19 protein-coding genes are annotated in these 16,117 nt (G+C 42.6%); 5 read left to right on the top strand and 14 right to left on the bottom strand.

What is annotated here, in order from left to right; translation table 11 throughout:
- Nucleotides 1-202 precede the first annotated feature (202 nt).
- Genes GVO62_RS02785 through GVO62_RS02800 form a run of 4 tightly spaced genes read left to right on the top strand, consistent with a single transcriptional unit; the run spans nt 203 to nt 3,953 of the window.
- Nucleotides 203-529, top strand: coding sequence for a zinc ribbon domain-containing protein (locus GVO62_RS02785; RefSeq protein WP_014949837.1), 327 nt, complete (start codon nt 203-205; stop codon nt 527-529).
- Complete coding sequence (locus GVO62_RS02790; RefSeq protein ID WP_105929723.1) at nt 530-823, top strand: YeaC family protein; 294 nt, start codon at nt 530-532, stop codon at nt 821-823.
- A gap of 46 nt (nt 824-869) precedes the next feature.
- Nucleotides 870-3,734, top strand: a complete 2,865-nt coding sequence (locus GVO62_RS02795; protein ID WP_236547048.1) for a DUF349 domain-containing protein — start codon at nt 870-872, stop codon at nt 3,732-3,734.
- Nucleotides 3,735-3,953 (top strand): hypothetical protein, encoded by a 219-nt coding sequence (locus tag GVO62_RS02800; RefSeq protein ID WP_159117645.1) that lies wholly within the window; start codon nt 3,735-3,737, stop codon nt 3,951-3,953. It abuts the gene before it with no gap.
- Between the two features lie 63 nt (nt 3,954-4,016).
- Here the strand turns inward: GVO62_RS02800 and GVO62_RS02805 are convergent, their stop codons facing one another.
- The 13 genes from GVO62_RS02805 to GVO62_RS02865 all read right to left on the bottom strand — a co-directional run bounded on the left by GVO62_RS02805 (nt 4,017) and on the right by GVO62_RS02865 (nt 14,101).
- Nucleotides 4,017-4,211 (bottom strand): hypothetical protein, encoded by a 195-nt coding sequence (locus GVO62_RS02805; protein ID WP_159117646.1) that lies wholly within the window; start codon nt 4,209-4,211, stop codon nt 4,017-4,019.
- Between the two features lie 38 nt (nt 4,212-4,249).
- Complete coding sequence (locus GVO62_RS02810) at nt 4,250-4,426, bottom strand: DUF1328 domain-containing protein (protein WP_025255564.1); 177 nt, start codon at nt 4,424-4,426, stop codon at nt 4,250-4,252.
- Nucleotides 4,427-4,669: 243 nt separating this feature from the next.
- Entirely contained in the window at nt 4,670-5,365 is a 696-nt protein-coding gene (locus GVO62_RS02815) for a DUF2490 domain-containing protein (protein ID WP_159117647.1), read from the bottom strand.
- 107 nt (nt 5,366-5,472) lie between these two features.
- Nucleotides 5,473-6,114 carry a phosphoribosyl-AMP cyclohydrolase gene (locus GVO62_RS02820; RefSeq protein WP_159117648.1) on the bottom strand — a complete coding sequence of 214 codons (642 nt, stop codon included), beginning with the start codon at nt 6,112-6,114 and terminating at the stop codon, nt 5,473-5,475.
- A 395-nt stretch (nt 6,115-6,509) separates the two neighbouring features.
- On the bottom strand, nt 6,510-7,082 hold the full coding sequence (locus GVO62_RS02825) for a CC0125/CC1285 family lipoprotein (RefSeq protein ID WP_159117649.1): 573 nt from the start codon (nt 7,080-7,082) through the stop codon (nt 6,510-6,512).
- Between the two features lie 25 nt (nt 7,083-7,107).
- On the bottom strand, nt 7,108-7,365 hold the full coding sequence (locus GVO62_RS02830; protein WP_159117650.1) for a hypothetical protein: 258 nt from the start codon (nt 7,363-7,365) through the stop codon (nt 7,108-7,110).
- Between the two features lie 44 nt (nt 7,366-7,409).
- Nucleotides 7,410-7,922: a hypothetical protein gene (locus GVO62_RS02835; RefSeq protein ID WP_159117651.1), complete on the bottom strand. Its 513-nt coding sequence runs from the start codon at nt 7,920-7,922 to the stop codon at nt 7,410-7,412.
- A gap of 4 nt (nt 7,923-7,926) precedes the next feature.
- Nucleotides 7,927-8,256: a DUF883 domain-containing protein gene (locus tag GVO62_RS02840; RefSeq protein WP_105929716.1), complete on the bottom strand. Its 330-nt coding sequence runs from the start codon at nt 8,254-8,256 to the stop codon at nt 7,927-7,929.
- A gap of 203 nt (nt 8,257-8,459) precedes the next feature.
- On the bottom strand, nt 8,460-10,556 hold the full coding sequence (locus tag GVO62_RS02845) for a response regulator (RefSeq protein WP_159117652.1): 2,097 nt from the start codon (nt 10,554-10,556) through the stop codon (nt 8,460-8,462).
- Nucleotides 10,557-10,568: 12 nt separating this feature from the next.
- Nucleotides 10,569-11,021 (bottom strand): response regulator, encoded by a 453-nt coding sequence (locus GVO62_RS02850; RefSeq protein WP_105929714.1) that lies wholly within the window; start codon nt 11,019-11,021, stop codon nt 10,569-10,571.
- Nucleotides 11,011-12,525 (bottom strand): sensor histidine kinase, encoded by a 1,515-nt coding sequence (locus GVO62_RS02855; RefSeq protein ID WP_159117653.1) that lies wholly within the window; start codon nt 12,523-12,525, stop codon nt 11,011-11,013. Before GVO62_RS02855 ends, GVO62_RS02850 begins: the two co-directional genes overlap by 11 nt.
- Before the next feature lie 4 nt (nt 12,526-12,529).
- Nucleotides 12,530-12,754, bottom strand: coding sequence for a hypothetical protein (locus GVO62_RS02860; protein ID WP_159117654.1), 225 nt, complete (start codon nt 12,752-12,754; stop codon nt 12,530-12,532).
- 15 nt (nt 12,755-12,769) lie between these two features.
- Nucleotides 12,770-14,101, bottom strand: coding sequence for a sigma-54-dependent transcriptional regulator (locus tag GVO62_RS02865; protein ID WP_105929711.1), 1,332 nt, complete (start codon nt 14,099-14,101; stop codon nt 12,770-12,772).
- Nucleotides 14,102-14,565: 464 nt separating this feature from the next.
- Here GVO62_RS02865 and GVO62_RS02870 point away from each other — a divergent pair, with 464 nt between their 5' ends.
- Nucleotides 14,566-15,171, top strand: coding sequence for an exopolysaccharide biosynthesis protein (locus GVO62_RS02870; protein WP_159117655.1), 606 nt, complete (start codon nt 14,566-14,568; stop codon nt 15,169-15,171).
- A gap of 9 nt (nt 15,172-15,180) precedes the next feature.
- Here GVO62_RS02870 and GVO62_RS02875 read toward each other — a convergent pair whose 3' ends face one another.
- Nucleotides 15,181-16,104: a LysR family transcriptional regulator gene (locus tag GVO62_RS02875; protein WP_159117656.1), complete on the bottom strand. Its 924-nt coding sequence runs from the start codon at nt 16,102-16,104 to the stop codon at nt 15,181-15,183.
- Nucleotides 16,105-16,117 lie beyond the last annotated feature (13 nt).

Genomic DNA, 16,117 nt, shown 5'->3' on the forward strand with positions numbered 1-16,117 from the left:
AAAACAAGTGAGTAAATTTGCGCGCCGGTGTACTTTGTTAAAAGTGTACACCCCGCGCATTTTTTGTTTTGGGATGTCATGGTTTATCCTCAGAATCGACTTCATTGTTGTGCCTAACTTCAGTATGATAGCCGTCCGCGTAAAATACTGGTGCAAATAGCATGAGTATTCTCATTTCGCACTCAATCATTAGGAGCAACATATGGCATTAGTTGACTGTCCTTCATGCAACAAGAAAACGTCTGACAAAGCGAAGACGTGCCCTCATTGCGATTTCAAAATCGGTGACGCGACTTCAGAAGATATAGAGCGCAAACAAAGCTTACAAAGATTTAAAAAGCTGGCGAGTATCCAGAACCAGTCTCTTCTTGCTATGCTAATATTCGTTGCGAGCTTTGGCTTCATGTATTGGGGCGGAACCCGTCCGGGTGATTTGCAACATAATTTGGCTATTTTGGGCGCAGTGGTTGGCTTTGTATGGTACTTAGTAAATCGTGCGCGTATTGTTTATATAAAGCGTTTTTCCTAAATGAATATTGAAGCACTATTAGCGAGTATGACGCCAGAAATCTATGAGCGTCTCCGCCAAGCAGTTGAAACCGGCAAATGGCCTGATGGCACACCTTTGAATAATGAGCAAAGAGAAAGCTCGATGCAGGCCGTTATGCTTTACCAAGCCAAAATTGAAAAGTCCTCAGAGCATATGACTGTAGGCGAGAACGGCGAAATTGTTCACAAAAGCAAAGCCGATTTTAAACGCTCATTACGTAGTGAGCAGGATGATAAAAATACAATAGCGCGGTTCAAACAGGATGATATTTAGTCGTATATTTACGCCTTCGCACCAAAGCCCTAAGCCTGAAAAAAGAATGCAGGCAATTGAAAATCTCTCTCCAGATAAGGCACAAGAAAAAACAATTCTTCACGAGCTCGCCTTCAACGACGAGGATCCCAATGTAAGTTTATCAGCGCTAGAGAAGCTCAATAGTTTCGTGTTGTGGCTTAAAATGTCGCAAATCGCGAAGCAGGCTCGAGTAAAAAAGGTCGCTGAGCAGAAAGTTAATTCAGCGCTTTTAAATGAGGGGGATCTTTCCCTATCTTGTGAAGAAAAATTGTCGTTTTTAAAAGAAACGGCGAGTCCCGAGTTCGTCATACAACTTCTACCCAAAATGCTCGAAAAAGACGCTGCACTGTTACGTGACGATACGTTAGCCAAAGCGTTAATTGAGAAAGTTAATAAACCTTCATTTACACATTACGTTTTTTTAGAAGGGGCAAGTGCCAGTTTACAAACACAGCTTATTAACGGTTACTCAACGATATCCGATTTGCAAAAGCTGGCAAAAAAAGTGTCGGATGACGATTTGTTGTCCAAAATCAACGTTCGCATAGACGCAATAAAAGAAGCGCAGCAGCGCCCAGTGGAACTTAAAAAGCAGCTAACTTTAACCTTATCAAAGTACCAAGCGCTACTTGATAAGCCGGACGTAGAGGTTGTCGAGCAAAAACGCCGAGAATTCGACAGTGAGCTTTCGGGGTTATTTGCCCAAATTAACCTTCTCACTCAGGAAGAACACACAGAATATAAAGAAAAACGAGAAAGGATTTCAGAGCAAGTAGACCGGTACTTATCGCGTATTCGCCCAGGGTGGGAAGAAAAACAGTTAGCTACTCAGCTTGCCAATACTCAAGCATTATGTGAACAACAATTGGCCCACGCTATCGAGCAAGTTTCATGGCTTTACGACAATCGCCTTTGTGAAGCGACACTTGCGGATGTAGCAACAGTAAACGAGAGTGTTCGCGGGGTAGAAGCTACGCTTGAGCAGTTAGCTCGTTTGGGAAATGAAAAATCAAGCGAGAAGCGCCTAAAAGAAATAACAAAAGCAGTAAACGAGTTAAACGACAAACTTGAACGTTTCTCTATGCAGCAACACTACGGGCAAAAGCTCCTGATTAAACTGCAAATGCTTGAGGATATTGCTACCAAAATAACAACACTTAGCGCTGTGAAGGTACAGAGCGGTCAAACAGACGCTAACCCAGCGGAACTAAGCGCACAAGTTGATGAAACGTCGCATGAAAACGTCACCCTTGATACTCTTCAGGCCGCATTTACTGAAGCGCGCGAGGATTATAAAAAGCTAAGTAGTGAGATTGACGCTATCCCTAAAGCGTTGTCAGGGCGTTACAAGGCATTGATTAATCGTGTAAGTGCTAAGGAAAGAGCGCAAAAAACAAAGCAAAATGAGCAAATCAAAAATGTTAGAAGACAAATAAGCGTTATTGATAATCTCATTGGTCAAGGAAAGTTTCGCGTCGCGATATCGAAATTTCAAAAGCTCGAAAATAACTACAATGAGATGCCCGATTCTGCGAAAGAACAAGTCGAAAAGCGCTTCGACAAAACGGCTGAAGAAGTCTCTCGTCTTGAGGGGTGGCAGAGTTATCTCGCTGCACCTCGTAAGCCTGCACTTGTAGAGGAAGCTCTAACTTTAGCGTCGACAGAAGCAGACGATATAAAAGCGCGAAGCGAAGCGATCAAATACCTTCGCAAACAGTGGTTGTCATTAACAACAACGACGAATAGCAGCACAACGGATGGTAGCGACGACGATTTGCAGAAGCAGTTTGACGATGCGCTAGAAAAAGCCTTCGAGCCTTGTCGTGAGCACTATGCAAAACTTGATGAGCAACGGCAACAAGCTCAAGAAAAACGCGTAGCTATCATAGCTTCTGTAAAATCGATAGATCCAAGCTTACCGGAAGCGGAGTTAGTTAAAATTTTCGACAGAGCAGCAAAGCAATGGCACGCTGCAGGCCAAGTTGAACGAGATACTTACGAGCAGCTGAAGCGCGAGTGGAAAGCGATTTCTGCTCCCATCCAAACTAAGATTCAAGCTTGGCAGAATGATAACCAAGCTCAGAAGCGAGATTTAGTATCGCAAGCTCAGCAACTTGCAAATCACGACGATGTAGCTGTTGCAGCAGACGAAGCTCAGAGTCTACAAAACCGATGGAAGCAAGTTGGTCATGCGGGCAAGCGGGAAGAGAGTAAACTTTGGTCGGAATTTAAAGCGGCAAATGACTTAGTTTTCGAACGCTTGAAAGCGGAAAGAAAATTACTCAATAACGTTGTAAACGAGAAGGTAGATTCACTGCTTTCTAATATCGAAAATATTGATACAAGCAGCGACGACGCTTCTTTCAACGAGTCTATGGCCCGCGTTAGAGAACAGCTTGCGGAACTACCTAAGCCGCAGCGCAGCAAAGTTGAGCGAAAATTAAATGTGGTTGAAAGCAAGCGCGAAGCGCAAGCAGAACGTGCACAGGCTCAATCTCAACGAGACAAAGCACAGGCACTCACTTCATTACTTAAGCTTAGCGTAGGTGAAGGTACTGAAGATAAGGAGACGCTAATTGAACGGTTGGGTAAGCGCTGGTCAGGTTTCTTCACTCAGTCTGACGGCTGCACTCGCTCGCAGCACGATAGGCGGTGGTTAACCGTTGCCTTGGAAGTGGCATCTAATATGCCAAGTCCAGATACTGATACATCAATAAGGTCAAGCGTTCAGTTACAGATGATGACTGCAAAACTTGAGCAAGGGGAGGCCGCCACGGCTTCCGAGATTTTAGCTGATTGGCTGTCGTATGATGTATTAGAGTTTAAAGACAATGCTTTAACCCAACGTGTTATTGCTGTTGTTGATGCACACCCCGAGGTGGTGTATTAAATGGAAAACGCTGTTGAATATGAATTTACGACAGAAATGTCTGCTTATCGGTTTTTGAACACCGTTAAACACCTTGATGCAGATGGATTGAAGGTTAAATTCGGAAAGTCTGACCATCACGTTAGTGTTAAGTATCGTTATATACTTGGTGAGTTTGATTCGACGCTATCGACGCTCGACGATTTAGCTAGAGACTTAGGTGGCGAAGAAGTTTCCTAGCTAGTTTTTAACGTAAACGAAAAAGGGTCAGACAATGTCTGACCCTTTGTTCTAAAGATCCTATTAACAATCTTTATCTTCGGCTTCTACGCCTTCTTTCACATCTTCGCAAGCATCTTCAACGGCGTTACCCGCATCGGTAACCATTTCGTCAAGCTCTTCACCTGCGTTTTCTGCTTCACCATCGCCACACGCGGCTAGTGATAGTGCAAATGCTGATGCTACTAATACTTTAGAAAGATTTTTAAATGAAAACATATCCTTACTCCTTTTTCCTATTAAAATGCTTGTTACTTCTAGGCTCTTGGTGCTTTGCCACGTAGCGCGTTAGCGATTAGTGAGATTACTAGCAATGCGATAAACACGAAAAATAGAAACTGTGCTATACCCGTTGCTGCACCTGCGATGCCTCCAAAACCAAAAACTGCTGCGATAATGGCGATAATAAAAAATGTAATTGCCCAACCTAACATAACTAAGTCCTCGTTTTGCTTCCGTTACTTACACAGTAACTAATGCTAGCTTCATGCCGAGTTGCTAAGTTAATGATATTTAATATAAATATTTATTTTTCTTATTTTATTGGACGATAGTAACTAGATAGTTAAAGTCACGATTACATAAAAAAGTGCATATTTTACATGACAGCATGAATTGTATTTGGAATTAGAATTAGTTTATCTATCTATATCTTTTCTCAATTCAATATATTGACTTCACCAACTCCCAAAGAACGTGAGTGATAAATTGTGGTTCGTTATTGCGTCAGCATTGTCGTCAGGAGGGTTGATATAATTGTGCATATAGCCCATTTCGATGCGCCACTTTTGATTTAATTGAAAGGCAGGGCCAATGTACAAACGATTCTGGTCAAAACCACTAGTCTGTCCCCAGTCCGTATCGTTGAAGCCAAAGAAAATTTCATCCCAGATAACGAAGCTCCAATTTTCAGTAAGTGGTTTAGACCATCTAATAAACTGTCTAAATCTATAGCCAGTATCGTCACCTTCGTCATGTCTAAATCGCTGCTCTAGACGACTTCTTCCGGACAAACTTCCGCCCATAAATTTGTTTAAGGAGTATGTCGACTGCTGCCATATTCTGTCCTCATGTATCAAGCCACCGTTACTATCAATTGTAACTCGGGCTACACCTAACCAAAGTGCAAAATCGTCTGAAAACTTGTATCCAAAACCTGGTCTTATGATAGAAACGCCCAAACGAGAAGCATCGTCTTTAAATCGTAAATGGCCATCAAACCAAAATTGCCATTTTCCATTGTTACTTGCATCGCCGGAAAGTGCCAATGCATTCCAAGATTGGATATCAGCATTCGCGAATGTTCGAACACTTGTAAATGTTAGAGATAACAAGAGCAAGGCACATAGGGATAACTTAGATTTTATGTTCATAGTATTTTAACATCTCAAAAAAAAAGACAGAGCGGAAGGGAAAGCCGCGCTGCCTAAACAAAGGGGAGAGACCCCTGAATATGCAAGTACTCAGGGGCTGAACTGACTTAATTTCCATTGGGGTTGTAGGGTAAGGATGATTGATGGGCCACAATTCGAAGATCACCGTCACTGTCTTTTACATAGGCAAATGTGTACTCTACCTTTGTTTCTCCGCCCTGTGTGTCGGTAAAGAAGTAGTTACCCATTGCTACCGCCATACGGCAGCTGTTATTGATAATGCCAACGTTATCAAACTTGACGTTTGTATAAGGTTTAATTGCGAAGCCTTTATCCTCAGCATAGGCATCGTTGCCGCCAACAAAGTAAGAAAGCGCTGCATCAAAGCTTGAACGGAATTGGTCATTAGCGGCCAGGGTTGGCTTAAATAAGACACTACTTAAATCGTAGCCATACATCGCCTGTATAAAATCTGCAGCCTCAGTTGAGTAATCGCCATCATTACTAAATACTGCGCCAATTCTGACTATACCGTCGCCCCATTTTCTCTGCGCTGACACCACCTCTCTTTCCGTGATGCACTCGTCGGAATAAAGTAGCGCGTTATCTAGTGCTTTTGCTTTTAAAACAGGCGCACTGGAAGCGGTATTGTCCATCTGCGGTTTAGCCACAGCACTGCACCCCGAGACTAACAACACTGTAGCCGCTGCAACTGCAGTCTTTGTAATCGCTGTGTTTAGTTTTTTCATCGCTGACTCCTTAGTCGTATGCAAAATTAAGTTCTGCGTCACCCAAATCACTAATATGATTAAGGCGTATAAACCTGCTATGCAGTTCATGTGATTAAGGATAGAGATTGTTGATGACAAAGACTTTTGTACAATATTAATAGAAGATTAACGGGGCATTAACGCCATGAAGGTGCGGGAAAAGCTTTGAATGCAGTGGTGCTCAGTTAAGGCTTTCTGAGCACGGTGTATAGTGCTTATCTAGCAACGCCGGTGTAATTATGGTGAAGCAGAGTAGAAGGTGGGGAAAAGTCGCGCAGTCGATGATAGCAGGTTTTATGAGCCTGGCAGTATGACACGATAAACACAGAGTCGCGATCGAACTGCCAGACGCGGATATTGTATCTTATTTAATTCTACTTTTTGGGTTCCAAAGGCTCTGACAATATCTCATTTACTGTGAAGGCATTTTTGCCCAAAGTAGTCTTATCGCTCGACATCTCTACATCTATAGTAAAGTAAATATCGTTTATCTGTGTTTTTACCACGTCATTAGAGCTAGGTACGGCCATTGGCTGAGCTACTTCGTCACAGCCTGACATTGTACACTGTTTATCGGTTTGAAAAGCTACGGGCTGTTCGTTGTTCGCCATTACCTCTCTTGCCATCACAGGCTTTTTATCAACACTGGTTTTTACAATAGCGAGGTGAGAAAAACCTTGAGATTTAGCTATCTCAGCGGCCCGATGCAGTGCGTATTGCTGAACGAGATCTGCAGGCGTTTTATCCGTTGCTTTAAAAAGGACTCTAATCTCGTTTTCAGAAAGCTTTTCGCTGGAATAACCGTACGCGGCTTTTGAACTAGCCGATTTATAGGGAGTAGGGGCTGCAATGGGAGAGGATGAGCAACCTGTTATGGCTAAAGCAAAAGTAGCCCCAATTAAGGCCAACTTAATTCGTGATTTTCTATTTATGATTGTATTGCCCATCTCACATACTCCTTAGGTACTGTGATTATTGGAATAATGACATCAACGCCGTTCGGCCTAAAGCCATCATTGCTTGATTACGTTTTGCTTTAGGCTTTGCATCTACTGCACCTTTATAGGCACCAAGTGCCGAAATACCTAACAGAACTTCGGGTTTTCCCATCAGTAACTTACATTGCCTTTTTGCTTGAGTAAGTGCAATGTCTGCGTGATGTTTTTGAGAAAAGTAAGCATGCTCTTTTTGAGCAATATCTTGTATGTTCGATTTAAGAAAAATATTCATAAATACTATCCTTCGTATTAACGAAGCTTTTACGAGCAAATAAGTTAACCAATAACTTTATGCCATGTTCGAATCAGCCGTTGAAAGCTTAAATAATTAAATGCATTTTGAGCAAGTTTAAACAAACCAAATGCTGCAGCGCTATTAAGTACGAGAAGCACAAGAGGTACTACGACATAATGTAGGCCAATGTTGTGCAAAACAGTGCCAATGGCAATGTTCAAAATAAGCCAGCAGACTGTGCCAACCGTAAACGCAGCTAAACAAGCAAAAACAGTTACAAAAAAGCTTTTTTTAATAAGCATTAATTCGCTGTTGGTCAACTCTAAAAACGCAAAGCCTTGCGCTTTTCGCTGAGCAAGTGCTTCTTGTAGTGCTGAGAAAATGTCCGAGAAAGCCGGGTCTGGATATTGCTGTTCGTTTATAGTGGAGCTTGCTGATTTACTCGTATTTAAATTGCGGGAATAAAAATTCGTCTGCGCCCCAGGGGGCGTCAGACGAAACGGATTTTCTTCGCACAGAGTAAATTGTGCTTTGTGAAAATCAGGGGCTTTCATCAAATTACTTCTTGCGTAGTAGTGAAGTTACTAACATACCAGCAGCAAACGCGATACCCGCTGTTGCAAGAGGATTTTCGATTGCATAGTTACGCACTTTTGAAGCTTGCCATTTTTGCTCTGCCAAGCGTTTTCTCTCAGACATACTTTCTGCAGACGATGATGCTGTTTTACGAATATTTTCTTCGGCAATACCCGCACTGTCTGCTAATTTATCGACAGATGCATGAAGAGAATCCTTTAATTGATCCGTCACTGGGTGGCTTGGCTCAGTCACGCCGTTTGCTGTGGTAGATTTTACCGTTTGCGATTTTGCTGATGCTTGTGTAGCCATAATACTCTCCTTAATATTTTGGGTTCAACATAAGAGGTGCAACGCTTATACCAATACTTTAACTTTTTGATTAATAAGAAATATTATGTTTACGACGTGGTTTGGGTAGTGAAAAGTTTGCAAGTCCCACGCACTGAGGTTGCAAACCTTTGTAATATTTTCGCAGTGTCTATGCGGACTGGTATTAGGCTAATGTCGCCCGCTTAGCCTACGACGGATTCTAAGTCATCTTTAGATACAGGCTTAAGGAGTGCGCTGTCTATACCAATAGATTTCATGCTTTCTGTGTCAGCTTCATGTCCGCTTACTATCGTTAGCGATGTGTCAGGAAGTGCTTTCTTCAGCTCAGCTGCAAGGTCATAACCGTTGTAATCGGGTAAGGTTAAATCCATGAGTATGTGGTCAAAACGTTGCTCTTGAGCTGTATTTAATGCATCTACACCACTATACGTAGTTGTAACTGTGTGACCTAAGTGTGAAAGAAACAGCTGTAAAAGCTCCGCCGCATCTTCATCATCTTCAATCACAAGGATTCGCTTGTTAATAACCCCCTTTTCACTCGACTTTTCATCAATGTCTGTCTTTTCGGGGCTGAGTGATGTTACATCTCGCTTGTTTTCATCTTCTGCTGAATAGGGGAGGTGTTTTTCCGGCGCAAACGGTTTGTCCAAAGGCATGTCAGCAACCTGAGCTTCTACGTTTGTAAACGTAACATGGTTACCAGGTGGCAAGTATTGAGAAAGCAAGGTGGCGAGCGCAAACCGGTCGATAGGTTTGCCGATAACATCATTAAACCCTTCTCGAATTAACGACTCTTTGAGTCCCTTCCGGCTGGCGGCTGTTACTGCAATAACAGGAATTTTTTTACCGTGACGGCGTATCGCATGAAGTGCTTCAATACCATTCATAACAGGCATGTGAATATCCATTAGCACCAGGTCGAAAGGTTGATTGTGTTCATCTGCTTCCAACACAGCTTCTAGCGCCTTAACGCCATTTTCAGCATAGCTGATATCCGCCTGTGACTGGCTCACTAAATGTCCGGTAAGCCTGCGTATTTCTCTTAAATCATCAACGATTAACACCCTTCCCGTCACACAGAGGTTGATACTACTTGATTCAACAGGTTGAATTTGCTCAAGCTGAAGGTCAACGAGAGGTTGTGATGAAATATTTCCGGGAGCAATATTAAAAGTAAAGATACTTCCTTCGCCATGTCGAGAAGTAACTGTTATATCTCCACCGAGCTTAGTGACGAGCTCTTTGCATATTGCCAGCCCCAAACCAGCGCCGCCGTGGTTGGCCCGCATTACATCTTCGATTTGTTCGAAAGGTTGAAATATGTTTTCTAGCTTATCAGGAGGCATTCCAATGCCAGTGTCCTCAACCGAGAAACATAAACGCGGCTCGTCTGCGGGCTCTGACGAGGGCACTTCAAGTGAAATCGTTAGCGTAATGCTTCCCTTGTCAGTAAACTTTACTGCGTTCGAGATTAGGTTGAGCAGCACTTGTCGCAGTCGAGTAGGGTCGGTCTTAATAAATTCAGGTATTTTGGTAGTTGAAACAACGTTAAGGCTTAAACCTTTGTCTTTCGCATTTAACCGCATAAGTGAATGGATGTCGGTAAGAAATGCCGATAAATTCACGTCTTGAATATTAAGCTCCAGTTTCTCTGCCATGATACGCGACATATCAAGAAGATCATTCAGCAAACTTAACAGATGCTTACCATTAGAGTGAATAATCGACAGTTCTTGTTGGAAAGGACTGTTGCGCGCGTCATCAATAAGTAGTTCTGTATATCCAAGAATAGAGGTCAGCGGGGTGCGGAGTTCATGACCCAAATGGGCGAGAAATTTGTCTTTCGCCTTGTTTTTTTGCTCAACTTTATTGCGTTCAAGCCGCTCGTTTTCGATGTCACGTCGCACCATTGCATAGCGTATGGTGCGCATAAATCGTGGAGACTCAATTTCAGATTTCTGCAAATAGTCAGCGGCGCCAGCACGCATGACCATTTCATCTACCGTTGCATCGGATTGGCCGGTTAAGATAACCACGGGTAGGCTAAATTGATTTGACTTTAAGACGCCTAAAACATCAATAGCGTTTTCTGCACCTAACAAATAGTCAAGTAAGCACAAATCGAAACTATCAGCTTTAAGTGCTTCCACTGCGTCTAAACTGTTTGTCACCCACGTTAGTTCAAACGAAGGTGACTCACATTGTTCCAGATAATCAGAGGTAAGGAAGTAATCATCTTCATCATCCTCGACTAATAAAACTTTAATAACCTCTGTCATCTAGTTCCCCGACTACTCGTGTGGCAACTCTACGAACTCTATCCAATAGCGTCCGAGCGCGCGCATTAGTTCAACCAGGCCTTCAAAGTTAACCGGCTTGGTTATGTAAGATGCACACCCTAAGTCGTATCCTCGAAGCATATCTTCTTCTTCCTTAGAGGTTGTTAAAATAACAACAGGAATACTTCTAAGTTTTGGATCGTTTTTAAGTTCTTGAAGTGCTTCTCTGCCGTCTTTTCTAGGCATATTTAAATCTAACAGAATAAGACTAGGACGTGGCGCAGAAGCGGGGTCTGAGTATTTTCCCTCATGACGCAAAAACTCTAAGAGTTCAACGCCATCTTCAACGCAGAACAAATTGTTTAAAACTCGACTCTCTTTAAGTGCATCAACCGTGAGCAAACGGTCGTCTTCATCGTCGTCTGCCATAAGGATGTTGATAGGTTGGGACTGTTTACGCGTCATTGGTTGTTTCTCCACTATTGTTGTTAGTTCCAAAAGGATCACTGTCTTTTGGCAGTATTATCGAGAATGTTGCACCCTCTCCAGGCTTGCTTATTGCTTTAATTTGCCCATTGTGACGTTCAACTATACGGCGGCAAACAGCTAAACCAATACCGGTTCCTTTGTACTCACTTCTACCGTGTAAACGTTGGAAAGGTGCAAATATTTTCTCCGCAAAGGACTGCTCAAACCCAATGCCGTTGTCAGTTACCGTGATTTTTATCCACTCGTACTCTTCGGAAATGAGGATATCTGATATATCTTCGGGAAGTGCATTGGTTACATTTATCGAAACAATGGGCTTGACGCCTTCACTTTGAAACTTGAGCGCATTGGAAATAAGATTTAAAAACAGCTGTTCAAGTTGCGATTTATCGCCACGAATGACAGGCATATCACTCACATTTATTTCGGCGGATTTTTCATCAATAGCAATTTCTAAATCGTCAATAACGCTGTTTATCGCACGATTGAGGTCAACCTCGCCAAATTCCTTACCACGAGTTGATACGCGCGAAAACGCGAGAAGATCTGATATTAACATTGACATCCGCTCTGCTGCATTGAGCATGCGTGCAAGGTAATCTCTACCTCGTTCGTCTATGACATCGTTATAACCTGACTCTAGCCTATTACCGAACGCACGAATTTTTCTTAAAGGCTCTTGTAAATCATGAGAAGCGACAAAAGCAAAGTCTTCCAGTTCTCTGTTACTCCTTGCAAGTTCCTCAGAAAAAACGCTTAGCTCCTGAGTTCGCTCAGCAATCTTAGTTTCTAGATCCTCATTCACAGACTCAAGATCAGCTTGGTACTTTTCATGTTCCCGAGAGTTAATTTTCAACAGTAAAAATACGGTGATAATCAGAAGCAGAGTAGTGACCGAAGAAATGATTAATGTGTTCACGGAATCGCGTCGTAAGCTCATCAAGTTAGCCAAATGCGTTCCTTGCATGTTTCTCTCAGAACTATCGATTTCACTGAAAAGCGTTTCGAAACGCTTATAGAGGATAATCCCTTTGTCACTTTTTAGGAGATCGATTGCCTCTTGCTCTTTACCTGCTTTTACCAGTTCAACAACTTCAACGACCTCGTTAACCTTGGCTTTTGTCAATAAAAGCAGCTGTTCTATTCTGTCAGTTTGCACTTTAATGTCAGATGAATATGAACTTACTTCTACTTCATCCATGACCTCATTGATAAGGCCCAATGTTTCTGTGTAGTCAGCAAGATATTTTTCATCATCGGTTAGCATGAAGCCTCGTTGACCAGATTCAATTCTGAGCACGGCAACATGTAACCTGTTTACCGCGTTAATTACGCGGTTGGTAGTGAAAAGTCTTGCTTCAAGGGCAGAAAGGTCATTTAAAGTATTTACCACATAAAAAGAATTAGCCGTTATCACAACAATGACAAAAACAACAATAATGATCCAACTGTAAACAGAAGACAGCACTTTAGAAATCATTTAACTAATCCGCAATGTTGTCACCCAAGTCTGAGGTCATTTCAGTAAGGGTGTGGCTGCAGTCTTTCGCACTGCTAATTATTTTGTCTAACGCCGCAATTGCCTTTTCAGGGGCGACGTCTCCGTTTAAAGCCATTTTTACAAGTTCAGCCTGCATTGAAATCCTGTTAAGCGGCTTGCGTGCATCGTGTACGAAAACACTTAGCTTCGAAAATTCCTCGCTAGTCATACCGAATACCTCTTTTTATTCGTCTTTACTTAAATCACCATAGGCATGAAGACGGTTATAAAGCGTTTTAGTGCTGATCCCCAGCATTTCGGCTGCGGTGGTTTTATTGCCGTTCACTTTTTCAAGCGTGGCATAAATGAGTTCTTTTTCTACGTCCTCTATTGTCCTACCTGCCTGTAGCGCAGGGGTAGTACTTTGCTTTTGCGCAAAAGGAGACTCAATCGTTTTAGGAAGCTCAATTTCACTTTTTTCTGGGTCACTCATGATGGCAGCACGGTGAACAAAATGTCTCAATTCGCGAACGTTACCCGGCCAGTCATAGGCTTGTAACGTTTCAAGTTGGCTATCTTCCCAACGATAAATCGAGCCATTGTCTTTGTTGAATTCAGCGATAAAGGTTTTAGCAAGCAGCGGTATATCTTCTTTGCGTTCACGTAGGGGAGGGATAGTAATAGGAAAAACAGCAAGCCTAAAATAAATATCTTCTCGAAGTACCTTACTTTGTGCAATTTCTTCCATAGTGCGGTTCGTAGCCGAAACAACACGACAATTAACCGGAATCGATTTGGTTCCGCCAACGCGAAGTACAACTTTGTTTTCCAATACCCGAAGCAAATTCGGCTGCATATCAATTGGCATTTCTGTAATTTCATCAAGGAAAAGTGTGCCGCCTTCCGCTTGCTCGAATACACCTTCTTTTCTGCCTACAGCACCCGTAAATGCCCCTTTTTCATGACCGAATAATTCGCTTCCAATTAGTTCTTTAGAAAACGCGCCACAGTTTGTAGCGATATAGGGGCCTTCACTTTCAGAGGCGCGATGGATTGCGGCAGCAACCACTTCTTTACCTACGCCACTTTCACCTAGCAGCATAACGTTTGCACTTGTTTTACTGACGCGAGCAATAAGCTTATACAAGTCTTTCATCACCGGCGATTCGCCGATAAGTAAGTCAAAATGCTTCTCTATTTTTGCTTCTTCTGGCTCTTTACTCTTCTTTTTCTGACTTAGAACTGCTTCAATTTCTTCTCGTTGAATAGGTTTAACGAGGTAATCAACAGTCGGCCCACAAAGCCCTTTTATAACGCTCTTTACAGAAGGGTGACCAGTTATTAATGTAACTCGTGGTCGCTTTGGAAGTGCGTCTAATTCATTAAACAGGTGAGCCCCGCTACCATCAGGCAGCATAAAATCTAGTAAAACGTGGTCAAAGGTTTCTTTTTTTAACCAATCTCGCGCTTCTTCTAGTGTTCCGGCAGTAAGTACTTCATGCCCCAAAAATTCAATAATGGTACAGGCAACTTCTGTGAATTCGGCGTCGTCATCAACTAAAAGTACGGTTAGCACGTGGATGTCCCTCTCTTCTATTCCTAATTGGAAAAACTTGGAATTTAATCAATATTATGGTTTTCATAGTTCAGTCATCGCAGCATTACGAAATTTGCTATCGAAAGCTAGACAACTGCATACGTCAATTCTTTATAACTAGGAAAGTTAACTCGGCAGACGAAACAACCCATTCAAACTAGACCGCGTTTGTTGAGTAGTAACCTTTGAAGCTATTCCTATATTTCTAATTTTTGTTATTCGCAAAAACGTTTTATAAAAAGTGAATTTGCAAAAAACATTCCCATGCGCGCGATAGTTGTATCAAGTACCCAATGGCACATTTTTCGCACAGCTTTCATCTAATCATTGTTCGCAATATGAAGTGCTTTGTCTCTAAAATGCGCTTTATATTAGATTTTTAGCGAGGAATTCGTCAAACAGCATACCAGTTCACAGGTAAAGTTAAATCAAAGGATTTGAAAATGTTGGGAAAAACAGCTGAAAGATCAATGACATTATATGAGCTTCTTGGAAGAATGCAGCCCAGAGCTCAACAAGATGTCTTTCATCTTGCTGATTTTTGGAGTGTCTTAGAAAAAAGAGGCTTCGGTCCAATGCTTGCCTTGCCTTCATTTATCGCTTGTACACCTATTGGAGCTATTCCAGGAGTGCCATCTATAACAGGTGTGACGATTTTACTTATCTCTTTGCAAATTTTACTCGGTCAACGTCACCCGTGGCTCCCAGAAAAAGTAATGGAATTACAATGTGACGCCGACCAACTTAGATCGATAGTTGAAAAAGCGAAACCTTATGCGGTACGTATCGATCGATTCTTAGTTCCTCGGTGCTTTTTTATGCGTCAAACGGTTTTTCGATCGTTAATTGCATTGAACTGTATGCTATGCGGTGCGGTAATGATGCCACTGGAACTCATTCCGTTTATGGGTTTAATTCCTGCGTTTGCTGTTTTGGTTATGGCAATAGGTATGGCCACTGACGATGGAGCAGTGGCTTTAGTTGGTGTGTCTGTTTCACTTCTAGGTTTTGTTTTAGGTTTTGAACAGCTCAGCGGCATCTTGAGCTAGTCAAGACGTTTAATCCGTACTACTGTCTATGATTAAGTCGGAGGTTGGAAGGTTCATCGTTTGATAACGTAATTCTCCGATAAAAGCGCGAGCCGCAGGACCAAGTGTGTCACCATCCTCAAAAGATAGATAAAGCAGCGCTTTTCTCAACGCAGCATTGTTGTCCAGCGGCAGGGGAACCAAGGTTCCGTCTTCAAGTTTGTCTTTAATAATAGCAATAGGCAACCACGCAAATCCTAAACCCTGCGCAATAACATCTACCGATGTCCTTACATGACTCACTGTCCACCGCTGTTCCGCTCCTAACCAGCCGACGTCAGCCTTACGTTCAGTTGATGAATCTCGAACCACAATCTGACGGTGAGCCTTTAAATCCTCTAACGTGAGTGTCCTACCCAACTGGTGTAACGGGTGGTGGGCGTGTGCGACGGCTACAAACTCGATCTCGCATAGATCTTCACTAAAACCATTTGGAAGGACGAAGGGCGAAATGCCCATATCCACCTTACCGCTGCTCAACAGAGAGTTTGCACCGCTCAATACGGTTTCCTCTAATTCAATACGCAACAAGGGATATTCGTCTGACACTTTTGCGAGAACGTTATATAGCAGTTCCGACGGAAATATTATATCGACAGCGATACGTAATGTAGTTTCTGTTCCAGCCTGAAGACTGCTTGCCACCGCTTCTAATTTGTGTGCCTCATCCAGCAAAAAACTAGCGCGACGATACATTAAATCGCCCTGCGGCGAGAGCTGTACTTTTCGTCCAATGTTTTCAAATAATCTGACACCGATAGCGTTTTCTAACTTTTGTACAGCATGATGAACACTTGACTGACTTTTATGTACTTCTACGGCGGCCTGATTAAAACCGCCTGCGTCGACAACGGCTTTGAACATTCGCCACTGTTCTAATGTGGATTTCAGCATGTATCGCTCTTTC

The sequence above is a fragment of the Alteromonas sp. KUL150 genome (assembly GCF_009811475.1).
Taxonomy (GTDB): Bacteria; Pseudomonadota; Gammaproteobacteria; order Enterobacterales; family Alteromonadaceae; genus Alteromonas; species Alteromonas gracilis.

Coding starts and splice junctions, on each gene's coding strand:
- GVO62_RS02785 (WP_014949837.1), top strand. CDS start 203: ATGGCATTAGTTGACTGTCCTTCATGCAACAAGAAAACGTCTGACAAA.
- GVO62_RS02790 (WP_105929723.1), top strand. CDS start 530: ATGAATATTGAAGCACTATTAGCGAGTATGACGCCAGAAATCTATGAG.
- GVO62_RS02795 (WP_236547048.1), top strand. CDS start 870: ATGCAGGCAATTGAAAATCTCTCTCCAGATAAGGCACAAGAAAAAACA.
- GVO62_RS02800 (WP_159117645.1), top strand. CDS start 3,735: ATGGAAAACGCTGTTGAATATGAATTTACGACAGAAATGTCTGCTTAT.
- GVO62_RS02805 (WP_159117646.1), bottom strand. CDS start 4,211: ATGTTTTCATTTAAAAATCTTTCTAAAGTATTAGTAGCATCAGCATTT.
- GVO62_RS02810 (WP_025255564.1), bottom strand. CDS start 4,426: ATGTTAGGTTGGGCAATTACATTTTTTATTATCGCCATTATCGCAGCA.
- GVO62_RS02815 (WP_159117647.1), bottom strand. CDS start 5,365: ATGAACATAAAATCTAAGTTATCCCTATGTGCCTTGCTCTTGTTATCT.
- GVO62_RS02820 (WP_159117648.1), bottom strand. CDS start 6,114: ATGAAAAAACTAAACACAGCGATTACAAAGACTGCAGTTGCAGCGGCT.
- GVO62_RS02825 (WP_159117649.1), bottom strand. CDS start 7,082: ATGGGCAATACAATCATAAATAGAAAATCACGAATTAAGTTGGCCTTA.
- GVO62_RS02830 (WP_159117650.1), bottom strand. CDS start 7,365: ATGAATATTTTTCTTAAATCGAACATACAAGATATTGCTCAAAAAGAG.
- GVO62_RS02835 (WP_159117651.1), bottom strand. CDS start 7,922: ATGAAAGCCCCTGATTTTCACAAAGCACAATTTACTCTGTGCGAAGAA.
- GVO62_RS02840 (WP_105929716.1), bottom strand. CDS start 8,256: ATGGCTACACAAGCATCAGCAAAATCGCAAACGGTAAAATCTACCACA.
- GVO62_RS02845 (WP_159117652.1), bottom strand. CDS start 10,556: ATGACAGAGGTTATTAAAGTTTTATTAGTCGAGGATGATGAAGATGAT.
- GVO62_RS02850 (WP_105929714.1), bottom strand. CDS start 11,021: ATGACGCGTAAACAGTCCCAACCTATCAACATCCTTATGGCAGACGAC.
- GVO62_RS02855 (WP_159117653.1), bottom strand. CDS start 12,525: ATGATTTCTAAAGTGCTGTCTTCTGTTTACAGTTGGATCATTATTGTT.
- GVO62_RS02860 (WP_159117654.1), bottom strand. CDS start 12,754: ATGACTAGCGAGGAATTTTCGAAGCTAAGTGTTTTCGTACACGATGCA.
- GVO62_RS02870 (WP_159117655.1), top strand. CDS start 14,566: ATGTTGGGAAAAACAGCTGAAAGATCAATGACATTATATGAGCTTCTT.
- GVO62_RS02875 (WP_159117656.1), bottom strand. CDS start 16,104: ATGCTGAAATCCACATTAGAACAGTGGCGAATGTTCAAAGCCGTTGTC.